Raw genomic sequence first — 17,504 nt, 5'->3', positions numbered from 1 at the left:
CAACTAGAACACGTTTCAATTTCTTGGGAGTTCACATGGCAGCGCAGCAGATCCGCGAAACGGCCGAACGCTACGTGCAGTTGGTAGCCACCGGTCCGACCTCGGAGATCCTGTCGCTCTACGCGCCCGACGCCGTCGTCGAGGATCCGATCGGCAGCGACCCGCGCCACGGTCACGAGGCCATCGGCCAGCTCTATCAGGCGCTGGAGTCGATGGAGCGCAAGACCGAGCTGCACGCCGCCCGGATCGTGGGCAATCACGCCGCCGTCTCGTTCACACTCGTCGGCGAGGCCGGCGGCCACCGGATGACGCTCTCGGCGATCGACGCCATGGAATTCGACGAGCAGGGCCGGATCACGAGCATGCGGGCCTACTGGGGCCCCGACGACCTGATCAGCGAACAGATCTGAGTCCCGCGACCGCATCGCTGTCGCGGTAGGCGTTCCACCTCTTGTTCATCCGTTTTGCCCGGCTTACCGTAAGGCGACAACCGACGGACGGGAGGGCGCGCGATGCGGATTTCGGTACACGGCACGGGTGAGGGGGTCCGGGTGCGCATGCGCCTGGACGTCAACCGCCGACGCTGGTTGATCACCAGAATCTCGTTGTGGCTGTTGGCGATCAACGGCGTCGTGGTCGGACTCTGGGCGCTACTGCTGCCGGAACCGTGGTTTCGCAGTTTCCCCGGCTTCGGGCTGAACTGGGTGGGCATGGACGGCCCCTACAACCACCACCTGGCCACCGATGTCGGGGCATTCTTCCTCGGCTTCGGCGCGGTCAGCCTGGCGGCGCTGTACTACCGCGACAGTGTGGTGGCCCGGGTCGCCGGGATCGGCTGGCTGGTCTTCGGAATTCCCCACCTCATCTACCACGCCGCGCACAAGCCGGAACAGATGAGCGACGGCAATTTCGCCCTCAGTCTGATCGCCGCCGTGCTGCTGCCGGCACTCGCCGCCGCCGTCGTCGTGGCGGCACCCCGGGAGCGCGCGCAACTGCGCGATCCGGCGCCGATGAATATCCGGTTCCCGCGCCGTCGTAGCAGGTGAAGCTACCGCCCAGCCGCCGCCGGGAAAGGCCCTCCGAACAGCAGTAACGAGCTCGCTCCCGCCGGCGATGAGCAAGCATCGGAGAAAAGGTTCAACGGCGAACCACGGAAGGTCAACGGCGATCTTCGGCAACGGGCGCGACGGGGCAACCGGTCGTCACCGCCTCCGACCAGCTCCACGCGCTACCGCCACAACTCGATACTTCTACTGCGAATCCGCGCCGGCATCGACGATGTCGGCGCGGGGGACCACCGCAAGCGCCATCAGGGCGTTGAGGAATCCAGCCCGGTCCGCCGCATCCAGGCGGTCGAGCAGCGCTTCTTCCTTGGCCTGGATAGCGGCCTGTGCCGCCTGCACCAGGGCCTGCCCCGCCTCGGTCACGGCCAGCAGGCGGGCCCGCCGGTCGGCCGGATCCGGATAGCGCTCGATCAGCCCGCGTTCCTGCAGATCGTCGAGGACGGCGATGATGCGGGTCTTGTCGGCGCCGATCTCCTCCGCGAGCACGCCCTGCCCTCGCGCCGGCCCCCGGCCCAGCGCCAGCAGCACCGAATACGCCCACATCGTCAGCCCATGCGATTCGAGTACCGGCCGCTCGGCCGCCATCAGGGCACGTCCGAGCGGCACGATCATCGCCGCCAGATCGGGTCGCTGCGCATCCGCCATGCCGAACAAGATACGTGCTCGCCGGTCCGCTTCCGCCGCGGTCCGGCCGACTTCGCCGGCGCCGCCGGGAGCTCGGGCGCCGGGATGCGCAATTCCATTGGGCGAACGCCTATTTTGCCCCTACCGGCCACGACGGCGATCGGCCCAGCAGGCCGAGGATCCGAGCGAGCGGATCGGAGGGGTCGGTATTCGGCACCGCGGGCGCGAACGCCGAACCCGGCTGCAAGCGAAAGTCTCCGTCGGGCACCGCCTCGGCGATCCGCAGGGCGGGCTCCGCCAGTTCCGGATCCAGCTCGTAGGGAAGATCGATCGCCCGGGCCACATCCCACCCGTGCACGACGTAGTCGATGAGATGGAAGCCGATGGCCTGACCACCCGCAGCGGTGAACCCGGGGCCGAATTCCGGAAGTGCGAAATCCCTTTCCAGCACACCGGTTTCGGAGAAGGCCGCCGTCACATCGGCCGCCGCCTCGCGATACACCGCCACCGGATCCGCCGGCGAATCCAGCTGCCAGACGGCCGGATCGCCACCGCGGCCACGCGCGGCGGCCGCGAAGCCGCGGTGCTGCGCGGCCATATGGGTGAGCAGTTGGGTCAGATCCCATTCGCCACAGGGTGTGGGCCGGTGCAGATCGGCACGGGCCACCTTCGACACGATCGTCACGCTGTAGTCGACCACCTTGCGATCGAGTTCGGAAATACTAGTCATGGACTTATCGTATGCTGATGCTGATCATATGTCTACGCTTATGACTTCCTGGCTCACCGCGACTACGCTCAGGATGGATGAGACCGGCATCACATTTCTGCCCCGTCACATCGCGGGACGGCGTCTCGTCCAAGGGGTGAACCGTCTTCCGAAGGGAGAATCATGAGTGCCACCCGCATCCCCCCGGTGCCGCCGCAGCAGGCGGGCCCACTGACCCGGTTTATGTACCGCGTCAGCAAGCGCAGGTTCGGCGAGGTGCCCGAGCCGATGGCCGTGCTCGCCAATCATCCGAAAATGCTCACGGCGTACGCGGCCCACGAGTCTCTGGTCGGCCGCGCCACCTCCGTCGTTCCCGACGATGTTCTCGAGATCGCGGTCTACCGGGTGGCCTGGACGATCGGCTGTTCCTGGTGCGTCGATTTCGGCACGATGCTCATGCGGCTGAGCCACCTCGATATCGACAAGCTCAAGCAGATCGCGGACTACCAGACCTCGGCGGCCTACAGCGCGGACGAGCGCGCCGCGATCGCCTACGCCGACGCCATGACCGCCACTCCCACCACGGTCACCGATGAGCAGATCGAGGACCTGCGGGCCCGCTTCGGCGACGCCGGCGTGGTGGAGTTGAGTTATCAGATCGCGCTGGAGAATTCCCGCGCCCGAACGTATTCGGCGCTCGGCATCACCGCGCAGGGCTTCAGCACCGATTCCTGTCGAGTGCCCTGGGCACAGGACTGAGCGAGAAGCGATTCCGGATCGCGGGCACGAAAAAGGGGCGGAAGGTTCAGACCTCCCGCCCCTTTCGCAGCTTTCGGAAATGCTCCGGCGATCAGGCCGACTTCTCGCGGCGCTCGGCCGCCTGGCGCTTGCGCGGCACGATGGTCGGCAGCACGTTGTCGTTGACCGTATCGGCGTTGATGACCACCTTGGCCACATCGTCGCGGCTGGGGATGTCGTACATCACCGGCAGCAGCACTTCTTCCATGATGGCGCGCAGACCGCGAGCGCCGGTGCCGCGCAGGATGGCTTGATCGGCCACGGCCTCCAGCGCGTCCTTGGTGAACTCCAGATCCACACCGTCCATCTCGAACAGGCGCACATACTGCTTCACCAGTGCGTTCTTCGGCTCGGACAGGATGCGGACCAGCGACTCCTTGTCCAGGTTTGTCACCGAGGCGACCATCGGCAGGCGGCCGATGAATTCGGGGATCAGGCCGAACTTGATCAGATCCTCCGGCATGACCTCGGCGAAGTGGTCGGCGGTGTCGATCTCGGCCTTGGACCGGACCTCGGCGCCGAAACCGATGCCGCGCTTGCCGACTCGGTCCTGCACGATCTTCTCCAGACCGGCGAACGCACCGGCCACGATGAACAAGACGTTCGTCGTGTCGATCTGGATGAACTCCTGATGCGGATGCTTGCGCCCACCCTGCGGCGGCACGCTCGCCTGGGTACCTTCGAGGATCTTCAGCAGCGCCTGCTGTACGCCCTCACCGGAGACGTCGCGGGTGATCGACGGGTTCTCGCTCTTGCGGGCGATCTTGTCGACCTCGTCGATGTAGATGATGCCGGTCTCGGCCCGCTTGACGTCGTAATCGGCGGCCTGGATCAGCTTGAGCAGAATGTTCTCGACGTCCTCGCCGACATAGCCGGCCTCGGTCAGCGCGGTGGCGTCCGCGATGGCGAAGGGGACGTTGAGCATCTTGGCCAGCGTCTGGGCGAGGTAGGTCTTACCGCAGCCGGTGGGGCCGAGCATGAGGATGTTCGACTTCATCAGCTCGACCGGCTCGCCGCGGCTGTCGCGGCCCTTGTCACCGGCCTGGATGCGCTTGTAGTGGTTGTAGACGGCCACCGCCAGCGTGCGCTTGGCCGAATCCTGGCCGATCACGTACTGCTCGAGGAATTCCCGGATCTCGGCCGGCTTGGGCAGCTCGTCGAGTTTGACCTCACTCGACTCCGCCAGCTCCTCTTCGATGATCTCGTTGCAGAGGTCGATGCACTCGTCGCAGATGTACACCCCTGGTCCCGCAATGAGCTTCTTGACCTGCTTCTGACTCTTTCCGCAGAACGAGCATTTCAGCAGATCGCCGCCATCACCGATGCGCGCCATCTCGTGGGTCCCTACTTCCTTGTCCGCGTGCAACCGTCTGTCCCGGATGCCGACAAGCCGCCTTCGAACAACGCTACCCGCCGTGCATCCGATCAGTGTCGCGCGTCGATCGGATTCTCGCACTTCGGCGTATGTCGTCCGGGTCGGTCGTTTGTGCCGACACCCCATGAGCCAAGGTCCCTAGACCGACCGTACCCGGTCGACGCGACGGAGGTCGACAACTCGAGGATGTTTCTCGCGGAGAGAGTGTCGGAAAGCTCACCCGACACGCTCACCACGACCCATCCCGGCTGCCGATCCGGGCGGTGCCGACCTCGCTCCGCCGCCCGGACCAGCGTCCGCGGAGCCCGCACGCGAGCTCCGCGGCGGAATCACTTCTTCTGGGCGCTCAGCTTGCGGTAGTCGAACACCGTGTCGATGATCCCGTAGTCCTTGGCCTCGTCGGCGGTCAGGATCTTGTCGCGATCGGTGTCCTTGCGGATGGTGTCGGCGTCCTTGCCGGTGTGGCGGGCCAGCGTGGTCTCCATCAACCGGCGCATGCGCTCGATCTCGGCGGCCTGGATCTCCAGATCGGAGACCTGGCCCTGGATGCCACCCTCCAGCGACGGCTGGTGGATCAGCACGCGCGCGTTGGGCAGGCAAGCCCGCTTACCCGGAGTACCGGCCGCCAGCAGCACCGCCGCCGCCGAGGCCGCCTGGCCCAGGCAGACCGTCGCGACATCGGCACGCACGTACTGCATGGTGTCGTAGATGGCCATCAGCGAGGTGAACGAACCACCGGGCGAGTTGATGTACATGGTGATGTCGCGGTCGGGATCCAGCGACTCCAGCACCAGCAGCTGCGCCATGACGTCGTTGGCCGAGGCGTCGTCCACCTGCACGCCGAGGAAGATGATGCGCTCCTCGAACAGCTTGTTGTAGGGGTTGGACTCCTTGACGCCGAAGCTCGAGTGCTCGATGAACGACGGCAGAATGTAGCGGGCCTGCGGGCTCGCCGGTGCGTTACCGGACAGGCCGGCACGCGGATCGATCAGGGTCATCTTCGTCTCCAAAGTCGATGGGGGATGAGCGGTTTCGCGCTCAGTTACCGGCGCCGTTCGCCTGGCGGGCACTGGTGATCACGTGGTCGATGAAGCCGTACTCCAGGGCCTGGGCCGCGGTGAACCAGCGGTCGCGGTCGGCGTCGGCGGTGACCTGCTCCACGGACTGGCCGGTGTGCAGCGCCTGCAGCTCGTTCAGCTCCCGCTTGGTGTGGGCGAGCTGTTCGGCGTAGATCGAGATGTCGGCCGCGCTGCCGCCGATGCCGGCGGAGGGCTGGTGCATCATGATCCGGGTGTGCGGCAGCGCGTAGCGCTTGCCCTTGGTGCCCGCGGTGAGCAGGAACTGGCCCATCGAGGCAGCCAGGCCGAACGAGATGGTCGCGATATCGCACTCGGCGAACTGCATGGTGTCGTAGATGGCCATACCCGCGGTGACCGACCCACCGGGCGAGTTGATGTAGAGCGAGATGTCGCGGTTCGGGTCCTCGGCCGTGAGCAGCAGGATCTGCGCGCACAGCTTGTTGGCGATGTCGTCGTCGACCTGGGTGCCCAGGAAGATGATGCGGTCGCGGAGCAAACGCTCGTACACCGAATCACTGAGGTTGAGCCCAGCAGTCGCGGATGTCATGACCGGCCCCGACTTCAAAGGTGCCACAGCCTGATTGATTGTCACGGATACCTGCCCTCTCTCGCCGGCACGATGCCTGCCGGCACAGCCTCTGTCCAATATGCGTTCTCCCGGGGCCCTTCGTGGTTACGCAAGCTACCGCCTCCGTGCCCGACGCTCGACCGCGGCCTGATTCGGTTGACACAACACTAACGAAACAAGGCGGCACCGAACTCCCGGTACCGCCCTGCTTCGCTTACAGCTGACTTATATGTCGCCGATGGCTACTCGGCGGCGTTCTCGGCGGGCCCCGCGGCGCCCTCGGAATCCGACACCGAATCCGCGGGCTCACCGAACATCTCGGTGGTGTCCACCGTGTTGCCCTCGGTGTCGGTGACCTTGGCCTTGATCACCACGCCGGCCAGCGCCTTACCGCGGCGCACGTCGGCGAAGATCGCGCCGAGCTGGCCGGCCTGCTGGATCTGCTGGATGAACTGTTCCGGCGCGATGCCGTAGCGCTGCGACTGGAACAGGATCCGCTCGGTCAGCTCCTGCTGGCCGACCTCGGTGTTCTCGGCTTCGGCGATCGCGTCCAGCAGCAGCTGGGTCTTCACCGACTTCTCGGCGGCCTCCTTGGAGTCCTTGTCGAACTCCTCACGGGTGCTGCCCTGGGCCTCGAGCGCCTCGGCGAACTTCGCCTCGTCGTGGTCGAAGCCGTGCACCGCGTCGTGCAGCACGGCGTCGACCTCGGCCTGCACCGCGGCCTCGGGCAGCGGCACCTCGGTCTTGCCCAGCAGCGCCTCGAGCACCTTGTCCCGGATCTCGCCGGCCTGCTGCACCTTCTTGCTCTGCTCGACCCGCTTGCGCAGGTCTTCCTTCAGCTCGTCGATGGTGTCGAATTCGCTTGCCATCTGGGCGAATTCGTCGTCGGCCTCGGGCAGCTCGCGCTCCTTGACCGAGTTCACCTTCACGGTGATGACGGCTTCCTTACCGGCGTGCTCGCCGGCCACCAGGGTGGAGGTGAAGTCCTTGGACTCCTCCGCCTTCAGACCGACGAGGGTGTCGTCGAGGCCCTCGATCAGCTGGCCGGAGCCGACCTCGTGCGACAGCCCGGAGGTGGTCGCCTCGGAGACCTCTTCGCCGTCCACGGTGGCCGACAGGTCGATGGAGACGAAATCACCCTCCTGCACGGCGCGCTCGACGCTCTTCAGGGTGCCGAAGCGCTGGCGCAGCGACAGCAGCTGCTGCTCGATGCCCTCGTCGCCGATGCTCAGCGGATCGACGGTGACCTCGATGCTCTCGAAGTCGGGCAGCGCGATCTCGGGACGGACGTCGACCTCGGCGGTGAAGGCCAGTTCGTCGCCGTCCTCGATCTTGGTGATCTCGATTTCCGGCTGGCCGAGCACCTTCACCTCGGAGGCGGTGACGGCCTCGCTGTAGCGCGCCGGCAGCGCGTCGTTGACGACCTGCTCCAGGATGGCGCCGCGACCGAGGCGGGCCTCGAGCAGCTTGGCCGGGGCCTTGCCCGGGCGGAAGCCGGGAATGCGAACCTGCTGCGCCAGCGCCCGGTACGCCTTGTCGAAGTCCGGCTTCAGCTCCTCGAAGGGCACCTCGACATTGATGCGGACCCGGGTTGGGCTCAGCTGCTCGACGGTGCTCTTCACGGACATGCTCCTTGTTCGTTGTTCACTGGTCTGTGTGGCCGCCGGACGGAGGTGTGATCCGCCGGCGACGATGTTCGGGTGCCGTGTGACGACGGCGTCGTTTCCCCCCGAAATCGCATCCCGATCAGGGTAGTCGACACCGGCCCGCACCCGACAATCGGCTATCCCACGTCCGGCGTGCGGGACTCAGCCGACCTTCACGGCATCGGTGACGAACACCAGGGTCTCGTTGGGCTTGACGCCCTGCCCGCCCTGGCCGTAGCCGAGGTCCGGCGGGATGATCAGCAGGCGGCGGCCGCCCTGTTTGATGCCGATCAGACCCTGGTCCCAGCCCGGGATGACCTCGCCGGTGCCGAGGGTGAGCGGGAAGGTCTGGCCGCGATCGAAGGAACTGTCCAGCTTCTTCTTGTCCGACCAGGTGACCAGCGAGTAGTTCATCTCCACCGGCTGGCCGCTCGCCGCCGCCGGGCCGGTGCCCTCGACGAGATCCTTGGTGACCAGCTGCTTCGGCGGATCGCAGTTGTCGGGAATGGTGATGGTCGGCGCCTGGCCGAAGCCGCCGGTGACGCCGATGTCGTCGGCGGTGCATTCGCGGCCGTGGCTCGCCGTCGGAGCCGCGGCGGCCGAGGTCGCGGCCGGGGCCTGGGTGCCGGGCGCGGTGGTCGACGGGCTCGCCGAGTTGTTGTCGTTGCCCCCGCAGGCGGTGAGGGCGACCGCGGCCACCGCGACGGCGGCCGAGCCGATGATCCTGGCCAAAGTCTGCATGCGCGGCACCCTAATCGGTGCGCACGGCGCTCTAGCGGTGGGCCCGGTAGCCTGGCCTCGAGTCTCCATCCGATGCGGTTACCGAACACCCCAGTGTGAGGAGCACGATCGTGACCGACTTGGCGAGTTCGGAAGGACGGGTCCCGGCCACCGATCCGACCGGAGCCGATACGGCGGCCGACAATATCGGCGGCAGTGGTGGCGCCACGATCGCGCCCGAACCGTATCGGCTGGCCGAGGTTCCCGGCCCGCTGTCACCGGACGAACTCGCCGATCTGGACGCGTGGTGGCGCGCGGCGAACTATCTCGCGGTGGGCCAGATCTATCTGACGGACAATCCCCTGCTGCGCACCCCGCTGACGGCCGAGCACATCAAACCGCGGCTGCTGGGGCACTTCGGAACCGTGCCGGGACTGAATCTGGTGTGGGCACATGCCAATCGGGCGATCCGGGCCCGCGATCTGGACGCGGTCTTCGTCGCCGGACCCGGCCACGGCGGCCCCGGACCCAACGCGTGTGCCTGGCTGGAAGGCACGTATTCCGAGCTGTACAGCAATATTTCGCGCGACGCGACAGGAATGGGCGCGCTGTTCGCGCAGTTCTCCTATCCCGGCGGCGTACCCAGCCACTGCGCGCCGGAGACGCCGGGCTCCTTCCACGAGGGCGGCGAACTCGGCTACTCCCTGTTGCACGCCTACGGCGCCGCGCTCGATCACCCCGACCTGACCGTGTTCTGCGTGGTCGGCGACGGCGAGGCCGAAACCGGGCCGCTGGCGACCAGCTGGCACGCGAACAAATTCCTCAATCCGGCGCGCGACGGCGCGGTACTGCCGATTCTGGCGCTCAACGAATACAAGATCGCGAATCCGACCCTGCTGGCCCGCATTCCGGAAGCCGAACTGCTCTCGCTGCTGCACGGTTACGGCTACGACCCGATCATCGTCGCCGGGCACGACCCGGCGACCGTCCACCAGGCGATGGCCGAGGCGCTGGATCGCAGCCTGGACCGCATAGCCGAATTCCAGCGCGCCGCGCGCGAGAGCGCCGACGGCACGCGTCCCCGCTGGCCGATGATCGTGCTGCGCACGCCGAAGGGCTGGACGTGCCCGCCGGTGGTCGACGGCAACCGCGTCGAGGGCACCTTCCGCGCCCATCAGGTCCCGCTCCCGGCCGCGCGTACAGACGACGATCACCGCCGGGTGCTCGGGCAATGGCTGCAGTCGTATCGCCCCGCGGAACTCTTCGACGAGGACGGCCGGCCGTATCCACAGTTGCTGCGCCAGGTTCCCCCGGGGCCGCGGCGGATGAGCGCCAATCCGGTGGCCAACGGCGGCGCCACGATGCAGGATCTGCGACTACCCGACTGGCGCCGCTACGGCGTCGAGGTTTCCGCGCCGGGCGCCACCTCGCACGAGGCCACCCAGGTGCTGGGCACCTGGCTGCGCGACATCACCGACGCCAATCGCGACAATTTCCTGATCTTCGCACCCGACGAATTGGCCAGTAACCGGCTGCAGGACGTGCTCACCGTCACCGGCCGCAATTGGCAGGCCGAGATCGGCGAATTCGACGTGAAATTGGACCGCCGCGGCCGCGTGATCGAGGTGCTCTCGGAACATATGTGCCAGGGCCTGCTGGAGGGATATCTGCTCACCGGACGGCACGGCGTCTTCACCTGTTACGAGGCGTTCATCCACATCGTCGACGCGATGTTCAACCAGCACGCGAAATGGCTGGACGCCAGTGGCGCGGTGCCGTGGCGCCGGCCCATTCCGAGCCTCAATTATCTGCTGACCTCTCATGTGTGGCGGCAGGATCACAACGGATTCACCCATCAGGACCCCGGTTTCCTCGATGTGGTGATGAACAAGCAGCCGTCGATCGTGCGCGTCTATCTGCCGCCGGACGCCAATACGCTGCTGTCGACCTACGACCATTGCCTGCGCTCCCGCCATTACGTGAACGTGGTGGTGGCCGGCAAACAGCCGCAGGCGGATTGGCTGTCGATCGAAGAGGCGAGGCTGCATTGTGCCCGCGGCGCCGGCATCTGGGAATGGGCCGGCCACAACGACGAGTCGGGCACGACACCCGACGTGGTGCTGGCCTGCGCCGGTGACGTACCGACTCTGGAGACGCTGGCGGCCGCCGCCATGCTGCGAGAACGGCTGCCGCAGTTGCGCATTCGCGTGGTGAACGTGGTCGATCTGATGCGGCTGCTGCCGGCGGACGAACATCCGCACGGCCTGCCCGATCGCGAATTCGACACCCTGTTCACCCGGGATCGGCCGATCATCTTCGCCTTCCACGGCTACCCCTGGCTGATCCACCGGCTCACCTATCGGCGCACCAACCACTCCGAGTTGCACGTGCGCGGATACAAGGAGAAGGGCACCACCACGACTCCGTTCGACATGGTGATGCTCAACGACCTCGACCGCTATCACCTGGTGATGGACGTGATCGACCGGGTTCCGGGGCTGGGCACCCAGGCGGCCGGCCTGCGCCAGGAAATGGCCGACGCCCGGTTGGCCGCGCGCATCTGGACGCGCGAGCACGGCGCCGATATTCCGGAGGTGGCCGACTGGCGCTGGCCGTACGGCCGATAACCCTCGTCGTACCCGTCGAACAGCGCGGGCGGCCGTTCGGAGTTAGGCTCCGCATGTGCCCGCCGGGACGGGGGTGCGAACGAGGAACGGAAATACCGCATGGAACTGCGCTCTACCCCCGCGGTGGTCCCCGCCGTGCCGCCTGTCGATCCGACGCCCGCGGGCACGGCATCGTTCACCTTGCATTTCACGGGTTATCTCTATGCCGTCGGATTGCGCGACGCCTTCGCCGATCTGATCGCACGCCACGAACAGTTGCGGACGGTATATCCGATGCCCGGCTCGAGTGCCGCGCCCCGGGTTTTGTCCGCGACCACCGCGGTGTTACCGCGACTGGTGCCGACGCCGGTGCCCGCCGCCGAATTATCGGCGGCGATCACCGAATTCGTGGAGACGGAAACGGCGGCGCCACTGTCGGTTCCGGTGCGGGCGAGAACTTTCCGGCCGCTCGGCGACGCCGAGGAGATTCCGCAACATCTGCTGGTGGTGATTCTGCGGCGGGCCGCGGTCGACCGCGTATCGCCGGCCAGGCTGGCACGCGATCTCATGACCGCTTACGCCGCCCGCCGCCGCAATCTCATCCCGGCCTGGGACACGGGACGCCCCGCGCATCGGCTGACCGTCCACGAGCTCCAGGGCGTACGGCTCATCGAAGCCGGCGGCGAGCGGTTCGCGGACACCTACCGCTGAACCTCAGCCGGCGGCGAGTACCTCGGTGAGCCGGTCCAGAAACGGCCGCTGACCGGCGACGATCTTCTCGCGGGCGAGTTCCGGTTCGAGCCACTCGACCCGATCGATCTCCGGGAACGTCTGCATCCGACCGGATCTCGGCGGCCACTGCATCTCGAAGGTGCCGGGGACCACCTGCTCCGGATCCAGGTCGCCGGCCACGGCCCACACGGTGACCTGCTTGTGGGAGCGACCGCTGCCGTACTGCGACTCCCCCAGCGCGATCCACTCGCCCTCGGGCACGGGCAGGCCCAGTTCCTCCGTGAACTCCCGCGCCGCGGCGGTCCGGGCATCCTCGGACTCCGGTTCGTACTCCCCCTTCGGCACCGACCAGGCGCCGGCATCCTTGCGCGCCCAGTACGGACCACCCATATGTCCGAGCAGGACCTGCAACCGCGGGGCCTGCCGGAACAGCAGAACGCCCGCACTGTATTTCGACGCCGTGGCCATGGTCGCAGTCTGCCGTACCGGACCGGGGCGGTGGCGGCACAGGGTCGCCACCGCCGCCCTGATTACCGGGTCGGCGCCGTCAGGTCGTACACCTTGGTGCCGCCGACATCGGTGGCCGCGTAGGTACTCTCCACCCACTGGGCGATCCGGCTCGCCTCCGACGTCGCACCCGATCCGGGGCCGCGGCGCTCGGAACCGATGAAGTAGTGGATCCGTCCCTGTGCGACATCGGCACGGAACCGATCGAGGGTCGGGGACGGATCGCCGCCGCTGAAGCCGCCGATCGGCATGACCGCGTAGCCCGAATCGAGCTGCAGGTCCGCGGCACCCATCGAGCTGATGGCCGCGGCCGCCCACGTGTAGCCGGCGCCGTTGTTCTTCAGCAGATCGATCAGCTGCTGATTCGTCCGCTGCCCCATGCCGGGACCGGCCGGACGGTCGGCGGCACCCCGATCCGTGGCGCCGGGTCCGGAGGCCGCCGGGTCGCCCGGCCGCGACATCCGGCCCGGTTGTGCGGGAGATCGGTTGGCGTCGGCCGAATCCGAGCCGTCGTCCGCCGGCCCGCCGCTGGGCCCCGCCGGGGCACATCCGGGCGGCCCGGCGGGACCGCACGCGCCCGTCGGCCCGCCCGGTCCGAAACCGAATCCGAATCCACCGCTGGTCTTCGGTCCGGCGAGGACGATGCCGCCGTTGTGGGCCGAGGCGATGGTCTGGATCGAATAGACCACCGGTGCGGCGATCGCGACGAGCACCGCGAGAACGGCCGTCCAGGCCGCCGTCCGGCGCGGCTGCGGTATCACCAGCGCGACGGTCGCGACCGCGCCCGCGACGCCGACGATCCACCGCAACCACGGCACGAAATCCGGAGTGCGATCGAGCACGATCACCGCGGTGACCGTGGTCAGCGCGGTGGCCGCGGCCAGCACGACGCGGACGCCGAGCCGTTCGCGCTGCCGCCAAAGCACCACCGTCCCGATCGCGGCCGCGCCGGCGATACCGGGTGCCAGGGCGACGGTGTAGTACTGGTGGAAGATTCCCTTCATGAAGCTGAACACCAGGGCGGTGACCAGCGCCCAGCCGCCCCACAGCAGCAGTGCGGCGCGCCGGGTATCGGTGCGGGACGCCTTGCCGCACAGCACGACAGCCGCGACGCACAGGATCAGCGCCGCCGGAATCAACCAGGCGATCTGACCGCCGACCGTCTCGCTGAACAGTCGCGTGATCCCGGCCTCCGAACCGAACGACGGTCCGTGGCCGCGGCCGCCGGGTCCGGGCGGACCGCCGAACCCACCGCCGGAATCCACCCCGAGCCGCTGCAGTCCGTTGTAGCCGAGGGTCAACTCGATGATCGAATTGTGTTTCGAACCACCGAAATACGGCCGTGAATCGGCCGGCCACAACTGCGCGACCAGCACCCACCAGCCGGCGCCGACCACCACCGCGGCTCCGGCGGCCGACAGCTGCAGCAGGCGCTTACCCAGCCGGGGCGGCCCGGCGAACAGATAGGTCAACGCCAGCGCCGGCACGACCAGCAGCACCTGCAACTGCTTGGCCAGGAAGCCGAGCCCGACGAAGCCGCCGCACAGCAGCAGCCAGCGCCACCGGCCGTCCTCCAGCGCACGCGTCATCGCCCATACGGCGGCGATCATCAGCAGAACCAGCAGCGCGTCCGGGTTGTTGTAGCGGAACATCAGCGTGGACACCGGCGTCACCGCCAGCGCGAGCCCGCCGAGCAACCCGGCGCCGGGGCCGAAGGTCCGGCGTAGCGTCGACCAGAGCAGGGCAACCGCGGCGACCGCGATCACCACCTGCGGGATCAGCATGCTCCAGCTGTTCATCCCGAAGAGTCGGGCCGAGATCTCCATCGGCCACAGCGACGCCGGCGTCTTGTCGACGGTGATCGAATTGCCCCAGTCCGAGGAACCGAAGAAGAACGCCTTCCACGATTTCGCCCCGGACTGCACCGCGGCGGCATAGAAGGAATTGGCCCAGCCGTTCGCGCTCAGATTCCACAAATAGGCGATCGCGGTGCCGCCCAGCAGCGCGGCGAGTCCCAGGTACTCCCACGGCAGGCTCCGGGTGCCGCCCCGGCCGGGCGTCGCCACCCCGTCCGCGGGGCGGCCGGGCGCGATAGCAGTTTCGGTCATGGCTGCCATGATGGTCGGCCGTGCCCCCGCTGCGCTGGGACGCCGCTGGGAGAAACCTGTGAACCCGCCCAGTGATGTCCCCCGCCGCCCGGTCATCCACACCGATTGTCGAGGAGAGAACCGTCACCCTCGCGTGATGGGGGAGAAACGACCCCGACGGGATAGGCTTAGCGGGGAGTATCGCTACTCGTACTCCCTCCGTCGTGGATGTCTACTCTTCGCGTCGGCCACCCAGCGGTCAGCCTTCGTGCGGGCCACGAAGCTCAGCGTCGCTGCAACCGCAGCTCCGCTGCCAACCCAGCGCCGCTGCGGTTCACCTCTGCTGCTCGAAAGGCACCACGACTACTCATGACGACTCGTTCATCGACGCCTGCCGCCACCTTCGACACTCTCGGCGTCGGCGCGCCCCTGTTGCGCGCGCTGGCCGCGCAGGGTTTCAGCGCACCGTTGCCGATTCAGGCCGCGACGCTTCCGGACACGCTGGCCGGCCGCGATGTGCTCGCTCGCGGGCGTACCGGCAGCGGTAAGACCCTCGCCTTCTCGATTCCCATGGTCGACCGGCTGCACCGTCTCGGTCACCGACGCCTCCCGGGCCGCCCCGCGGGTCTGGTGCTGGCGCCCACCCGCGAGCTCGCCACTCAGATCGCGGCGACTCTCGAACCGCTGACCGATGCGTGCGACTTGCGGGTGGTGACGGTGTTCGGTGGCGTGCCGCAGGCCCGGCAGGTCCGCGAATTGCGTTCGGGCGCGGATATCGTCGTCGCCTGCCCGGGCCGCCTGGAGGATCTGATCAAACAGCGCCTGGTCGCCCTGGACGAGGTGCGGATCACCGTGTTGGACGAGGCCGACCACATGGCCGATCTCGGCTTCCTGCCCGGTGTCACCCGAATCCTCGCCGCGACCCCGGCCGACGGTCAGCGGATGCTGTTCTCCGCCACCCTGGACAACGGGGTGAACAAGCTGGTGCAGCGCTTCCTGCGAAACCCGTTGTCGCACACGGTCGACGAGGCCCACTCCCCGGTGCCCGCGATGACCCACCACGTCTTCGAGATCGGCGACAGCGAGGCCAAGCGCGAACTGGTCCACACCCTCGCCTCCGGAACCGGGCGGCGAATTCTGTTCATGCGCACCAAACATCACGCGCGACGGCTGGCCAAGCAGCTCACCACCGCCGGAATTCCGGCCGCCGATCTGCACGGCAATCTGTCGCAGGTCGCACGCGACCGCAATCTCGCGGCCTTCGCCGAAGGCACCACACGCGTGCTGGTCGCGACCGATATCGCCGCCCGCGGCGTCCACGTCGACGACGTCGAACTCGTCGTGCACGTCGATCCGCCCGCCGAACACAAGGCCTACCTGCACCGCTCCGGGCGCACCGCCCGCGCCGGCAGCACCGGCGACGTGGTGACGATCATGCTGCCGGAACAGCGCAAGGACGTCGCGGTCCTGCTGCGCAAGGCCGGACTCGACGTCCGCCCGCAACAGGTGCGTCCGGATTCCACCCAGGTCACCGCACTGGTCGGCACGGTCGCCGCGCCGGTGGCTCCCACCGCCTCGAAACCCGGACGCGCCGAACAGAATTCACGCCGTCCCGCCTCGGGCGCCGACAGCCCGGCTCGCAAGCCGAGGCGGAGCCGCGGCCCGGCGGCGCGGAGCGAACGCCGCGAATCCGCGAACCACAGCGCCGCGACCGTATCCGCGGGCCGCACGGTAGCCGGACGCCACCGATCCGGGCACGACGGCGACCGAATGACGACGGCCACCACGGATACCGCGGCCGGCGGCCGAACCACGGCGGCGCGAAACCGACGCACCACCGCCGGCGAGCGCCCGGCCGCATCGGACAACGGACGCGCGGGCGCGCGCACGGGTCGCGGACACCGGGGCACCGCCGACGTGCCCGCCCGCACAGGTGGCAAACCCGCGCGTGAACGCACGGCGGCGGCCACCGGCCGGACCGAGCGCGGCTCGTCTGCCCGCTCGACCGGCGGAACGAAACATGTTCAGGCGCATGCTCGTTCGGCCGGATCACCGCGGCCGGCGCGCGGCAATCGATAAGGAACTTCCACCGACCGGCGGTCCCGGCAGGCGAGCGCTCACCCATCCGGGTGAACGTTCGCGGCCGGGCCGCCGGCGTGTTCGGTGATCCTCGACCGGCTATCCGGCCAGTTTCAATCCCACCACGCTCGCAACGATCGACAGCAGCAGAGCGATCTTCACCAGCGACGCCTGTTCGGCCCCGGTGACCATCGCGTACAGCACGGTGAGCGCGGCCCCGATGCCTACCCACACCGCGTAGGAGGTGCCCACGGGCAGGGTGCGCATCGCATAGGCGAGACCCGACATCGAGGCCACCAGCGCAGCCGCGAAGACGACCGACGGCACGATGCGGGTGAAGCCGTGTGATTTCCCCAGCGCGGTGGCCCAGACGGCCTCGAAGACTCCGGACAGCACCAATACGATCCACGCCATAGCCGGCATTCCCTTCGGAAATACCGTCTTGTCGGGACCCGGGTACGGTTGCGATCGTCCGGTCGGCCGCAGAACGCGGCCTTACAGTTCCAGCGGCCACGACCGGGCGAAAATTCCCGGTCGTCCGTGGTCGGGATGACAGGATTTGAACCTGCGACCCTCCGCTCCCAAAGCGGATGCGCTACCAAGCTGCGCTACATCCCGTTTCCGTCCAGCGGCTCCGCTGGCGCCTCCCGATGGACGGGATCCGGTGGCCGGGGATTGCCGACAATCCCCTCATCGGAGCGGGTGACGGGAATCGAACCCGCACCATCAGCTTGGAAGGCTGAGGTTCTACCATTGAACTACACCCGCAGGCATACGACACCAATGGGATCGCCACGATGTCGTCTGCGTGTAGGACTGTACCGAACTTCACTTCCGGAATGCCAATCGCACACCCGGTTTTCGCACGGCGCGTCCGCCGGACTGCGCATCGGCGCTCTAGGCTCCCTCC

General features: G+C 67.8%; 16 protein-coding genes, 2 tRNA genes and 1 riboswitch. Of the genes, 6 read left to right on the top strand and 12 right to left on the bottom strand.

Going from position 1 to position 17,504, the window contains the following annotated elements; genetic code table 11:
* Window positions 1-35 precede the first annotated feature (35 nt).
* Entirely contained in the window at window positions 36-410 is a 375-nt protein-coding gene (locus tag IG65_RS0100230; protein WP_030512726.1) for a nuclear transport factor 2 family protein, read from the top strand.
* A 102-nt stretch (window positions 411-512) separates the two neighbouring features.
* Complete coding sequence (locus tag IG65_RS0100225) at window positions 513-1,046, top strand: hypothetical protein (protein ID WP_051755054.1); 534 nt, start codon at window positions 513-515, stop codon at window positions 1,044-1,046.
* Window positions 1,047-1,250: 204 nt separating this feature from the next.
* On the opposite strand, the gene IG65_RS0100220 is transcribed toward IG65_RS0100225, so the two are convergent.
* The gene (locus tag IG65_RS0100220; RefSeq protein ID WP_030512724.1) at window positions 1,251-1,709 is read right to left on the bottom strand and encodes a MarR family winged helix-turn-helix transcriptional regulator; all 459 of its coding nucleotides are present in this window, start codon (window positions 1,707-1,709) and stop codon (window positions 1,251-1,253) included.
* 109 nt (window positions 1,710-1,818) lie between these two features.
* Complete coding sequence (locus IG65_RS0100215; RefSeq protein ID WP_030512723.1) at window positions 1,819-2,418, bottom strand: TIGR03086 family metal-binding protein; 600 nt, start codon at window positions 2,416-2,418, stop codon at window positions 1,819-1,821.
* Window positions 2,419-2,580: 162 nt separating this feature from the next.
* Between IG65_RS0100215 and IG65_RS0100210 the strand changes: the two genes are divergently transcribed.
* On the top strand, window positions 2,581-3,156 hold the full coding sequence (locus IG65_RS0100210; RefSeq protein ID WP_030512722.1) for a carboxymuconolactone decarboxylase family protein: 576 nt from the start codon (window positions 2,581-2,583) through the stop codon (window positions 3,154-3,156).
* Window positions 3,157-3,247: 91 nt separating this feature from the next.
* Here IG65_RS0100210 and clpX read toward each other — a convergent pair whose 3' ends face one another.
* From clpX to IG65_RS0100185, 5 genes are all read right to left on the bottom strand, one after another.
* Window positions 3,248-4,528, bottom strand: a complete 1,281-nt coding sequence (gene clpX / locus IG65_RS0100205; protein ID WP_030512721.1) for an ATP-dependent Clp protease ATP-binding subunit ClpX — start codon at window positions 4,526-4,528, stop codon at window positions 3,248-3,250.
* Between the two features lie 371 nt (window positions 4,529-4,899).
* A complete protein-coding gene (locus tag IG65_RS0100200; RefSeq protein ID WP_030512720.1) occupies window positions 4,900-5,568 on the bottom strand; it encodes an ATP-dependent Clp protease proteolytic subunit in 669 nt (222 codons plus the stop codon).
* Window positions 5,569-5,608: 40 nt separating this feature from the next.
* Window positions 5,609-6,196 carry an ATP-dependent Clp protease proteolytic subunit gene (locus tag IG65_RS0100195; protein WP_030512719.1) on the bottom strand — a complete coding sequence of 196 codons (588 nt, stop codon included), beginning with the start codon at window positions 6,194-6,196 and terminating at the stop codon, window positions 5,609-5,611.
* A 263-nt stretch (window positions 6,197-6,459) separates the two neighbouring features.
* Complete coding sequence (gene tig, locus IG65_RS0100190) at window positions 6,460-7,839, bottom strand: trigger factor (RefSeq protein ID WP_030512718.1); 1,380 nt, start codon at window positions 7,837-7,839, stop codon at window positions 6,460-6,462.
* A gap of 186 nt (window positions 7,840-8,025) precedes the next feature.
* The gene (locus IG65_RS0100185; RefSeq protein WP_030512717.1) at window positions 8,026-8,604 is read right to left on the bottom strand and encodes an FKBP-type peptidyl-prolyl cis-trans isomerase; all 579 of its coding nucleotides are present in this window, start codon (window positions 8,602-8,604) and stop codon (window positions 8,026-8,028) included.
* A gap of 209 nt (window positions 8,605-8,813) precedes the next feature.
* Here IG65_RS0100185 and IG65_RS0100180 point away from each other — a divergent pair, with 209 nt between their 5' ends.
* Window positions 8,814-11,210, top strand: coding sequence for a phosphoketolase (locus IG65_RS0100180; RefSeq protein WP_081879209.1), 2,397 nt, complete (start codon window positions 8,814-8,816; stop codon window positions 11,208-11,210).
* Between the two features lie 99 nt (window positions 11,211-11,309).
* On the top strand, window positions 11,310-11,900 hold the full coding sequence (locus tag IG65_RS35625) for a hypothetical protein (RefSeq protein WP_051755052.1): 591 nt from the start codon (window positions 11,310-11,312) through the stop codon (window positions 11,898-11,900).
* A 3-nt stretch (window positions 11,901-11,903) separates the two neighbouring features.
* Here IG65_RS35625 and IG65_RS0100160 read toward each other — a convergent pair whose 3' ends face one another.
* Both IG65_RS0100160 and IG65_RS0100155 read right to left on the bottom strand, forming a co-directional pair.
* Window positions 11,904-12,389, bottom strand: coding sequence for an NUDIX domain-containing protein (locus IG65_RS0100160; protein ID WP_030512714.1), 486 nt, complete (start codon window positions 12,387-12,389; stop codon window positions 11,904-11,906).
* A gap of 62 nt (window positions 12,390-12,451) precedes the next feature.
* Window positions 12,452-14,536 carry a glycosyltransferase family 39 protein gene (locus IG65_RS0100155; protein ID WP_030512713.1) on the bottom strand — a complete coding sequence of 695 codons (2,085 nt, stop codon included), beginning with the start codon at window positions 14,534-14,536 and terminating at the stop codon, window positions 12,452-12,454.
* 348 nt (window positions 14,537-14,884) lie between these two features.
* Here IG65_RS0100155 and IG65_RS34200 point away from each other — a divergent pair, with 348 nt between their 5' ends.
* Window positions 14,885-16,594 carry a DEAD/DEAH box helicase gene (locus IG65_RS34200; protein ID WP_081879174.1) on the top strand — a complete coding sequence of 570 codons (1,710 nt, stop codon included), beginning with the start codon at window positions 14,885-14,887 and terminating at the stop codon, window positions 16,592-16,594.
* A 99-nt stretch (window positions 16,595-16,693) separates the two neighbouring features.
* On the opposite strand, the gene IG65_RS0100145 is transcribed toward IG65_RS34200, so the two are convergent.
* From IG65_RS0100145 to IG65_RS0100135, 3 genes are all read right to left on the bottom strand, one after another.
* On the bottom strand, window positions 16,694-17,008 hold the full coding sequence (locus IG65_RS0100145) for a multidrug efflux SMR transporter (protein WP_030512711.1): 315 nt from the start codon (window positions 17,006-17,008) through the stop codon (window positions 16,694-16,696).
* 17 nt (window positions 17,009-17,025) lie between these two features.
* Window positions 17,026-17,093, bottom strand: a riboswitch (guanidine-III (ykkC-III) riboswitch).
* Window positions 17,094-17,135: 42 nt separating this feature from the next.
* Window positions 17,136-17,212 (bottom strand) — tRNA-Pro (locus tag IG65_RS0100140).
* 79 nt (window positions 17,213-17,291) lie between these two features.
* Window positions 17,292-17,362, bottom strand: a tRNA-Gly gene (locus IG65_RS0100135).
* Window positions 17,363-17,504 lie beyond the last annotated feature (142 nt).

This window comes from Nocardia sp. NRRL WC-3656, from assembly GCF_000720265.1.
GTDB lineage: Bacteria > Actinomycetota > Actinomycetes > Mycobacteriales > Mycobacteriaceae > Nocardia > Nocardia nova.
The sequence above is the reverse complement of the archived record's forward strand: the minus strand, read 5'-3'. Positions and strand labels throughout refer to the sequence as shown.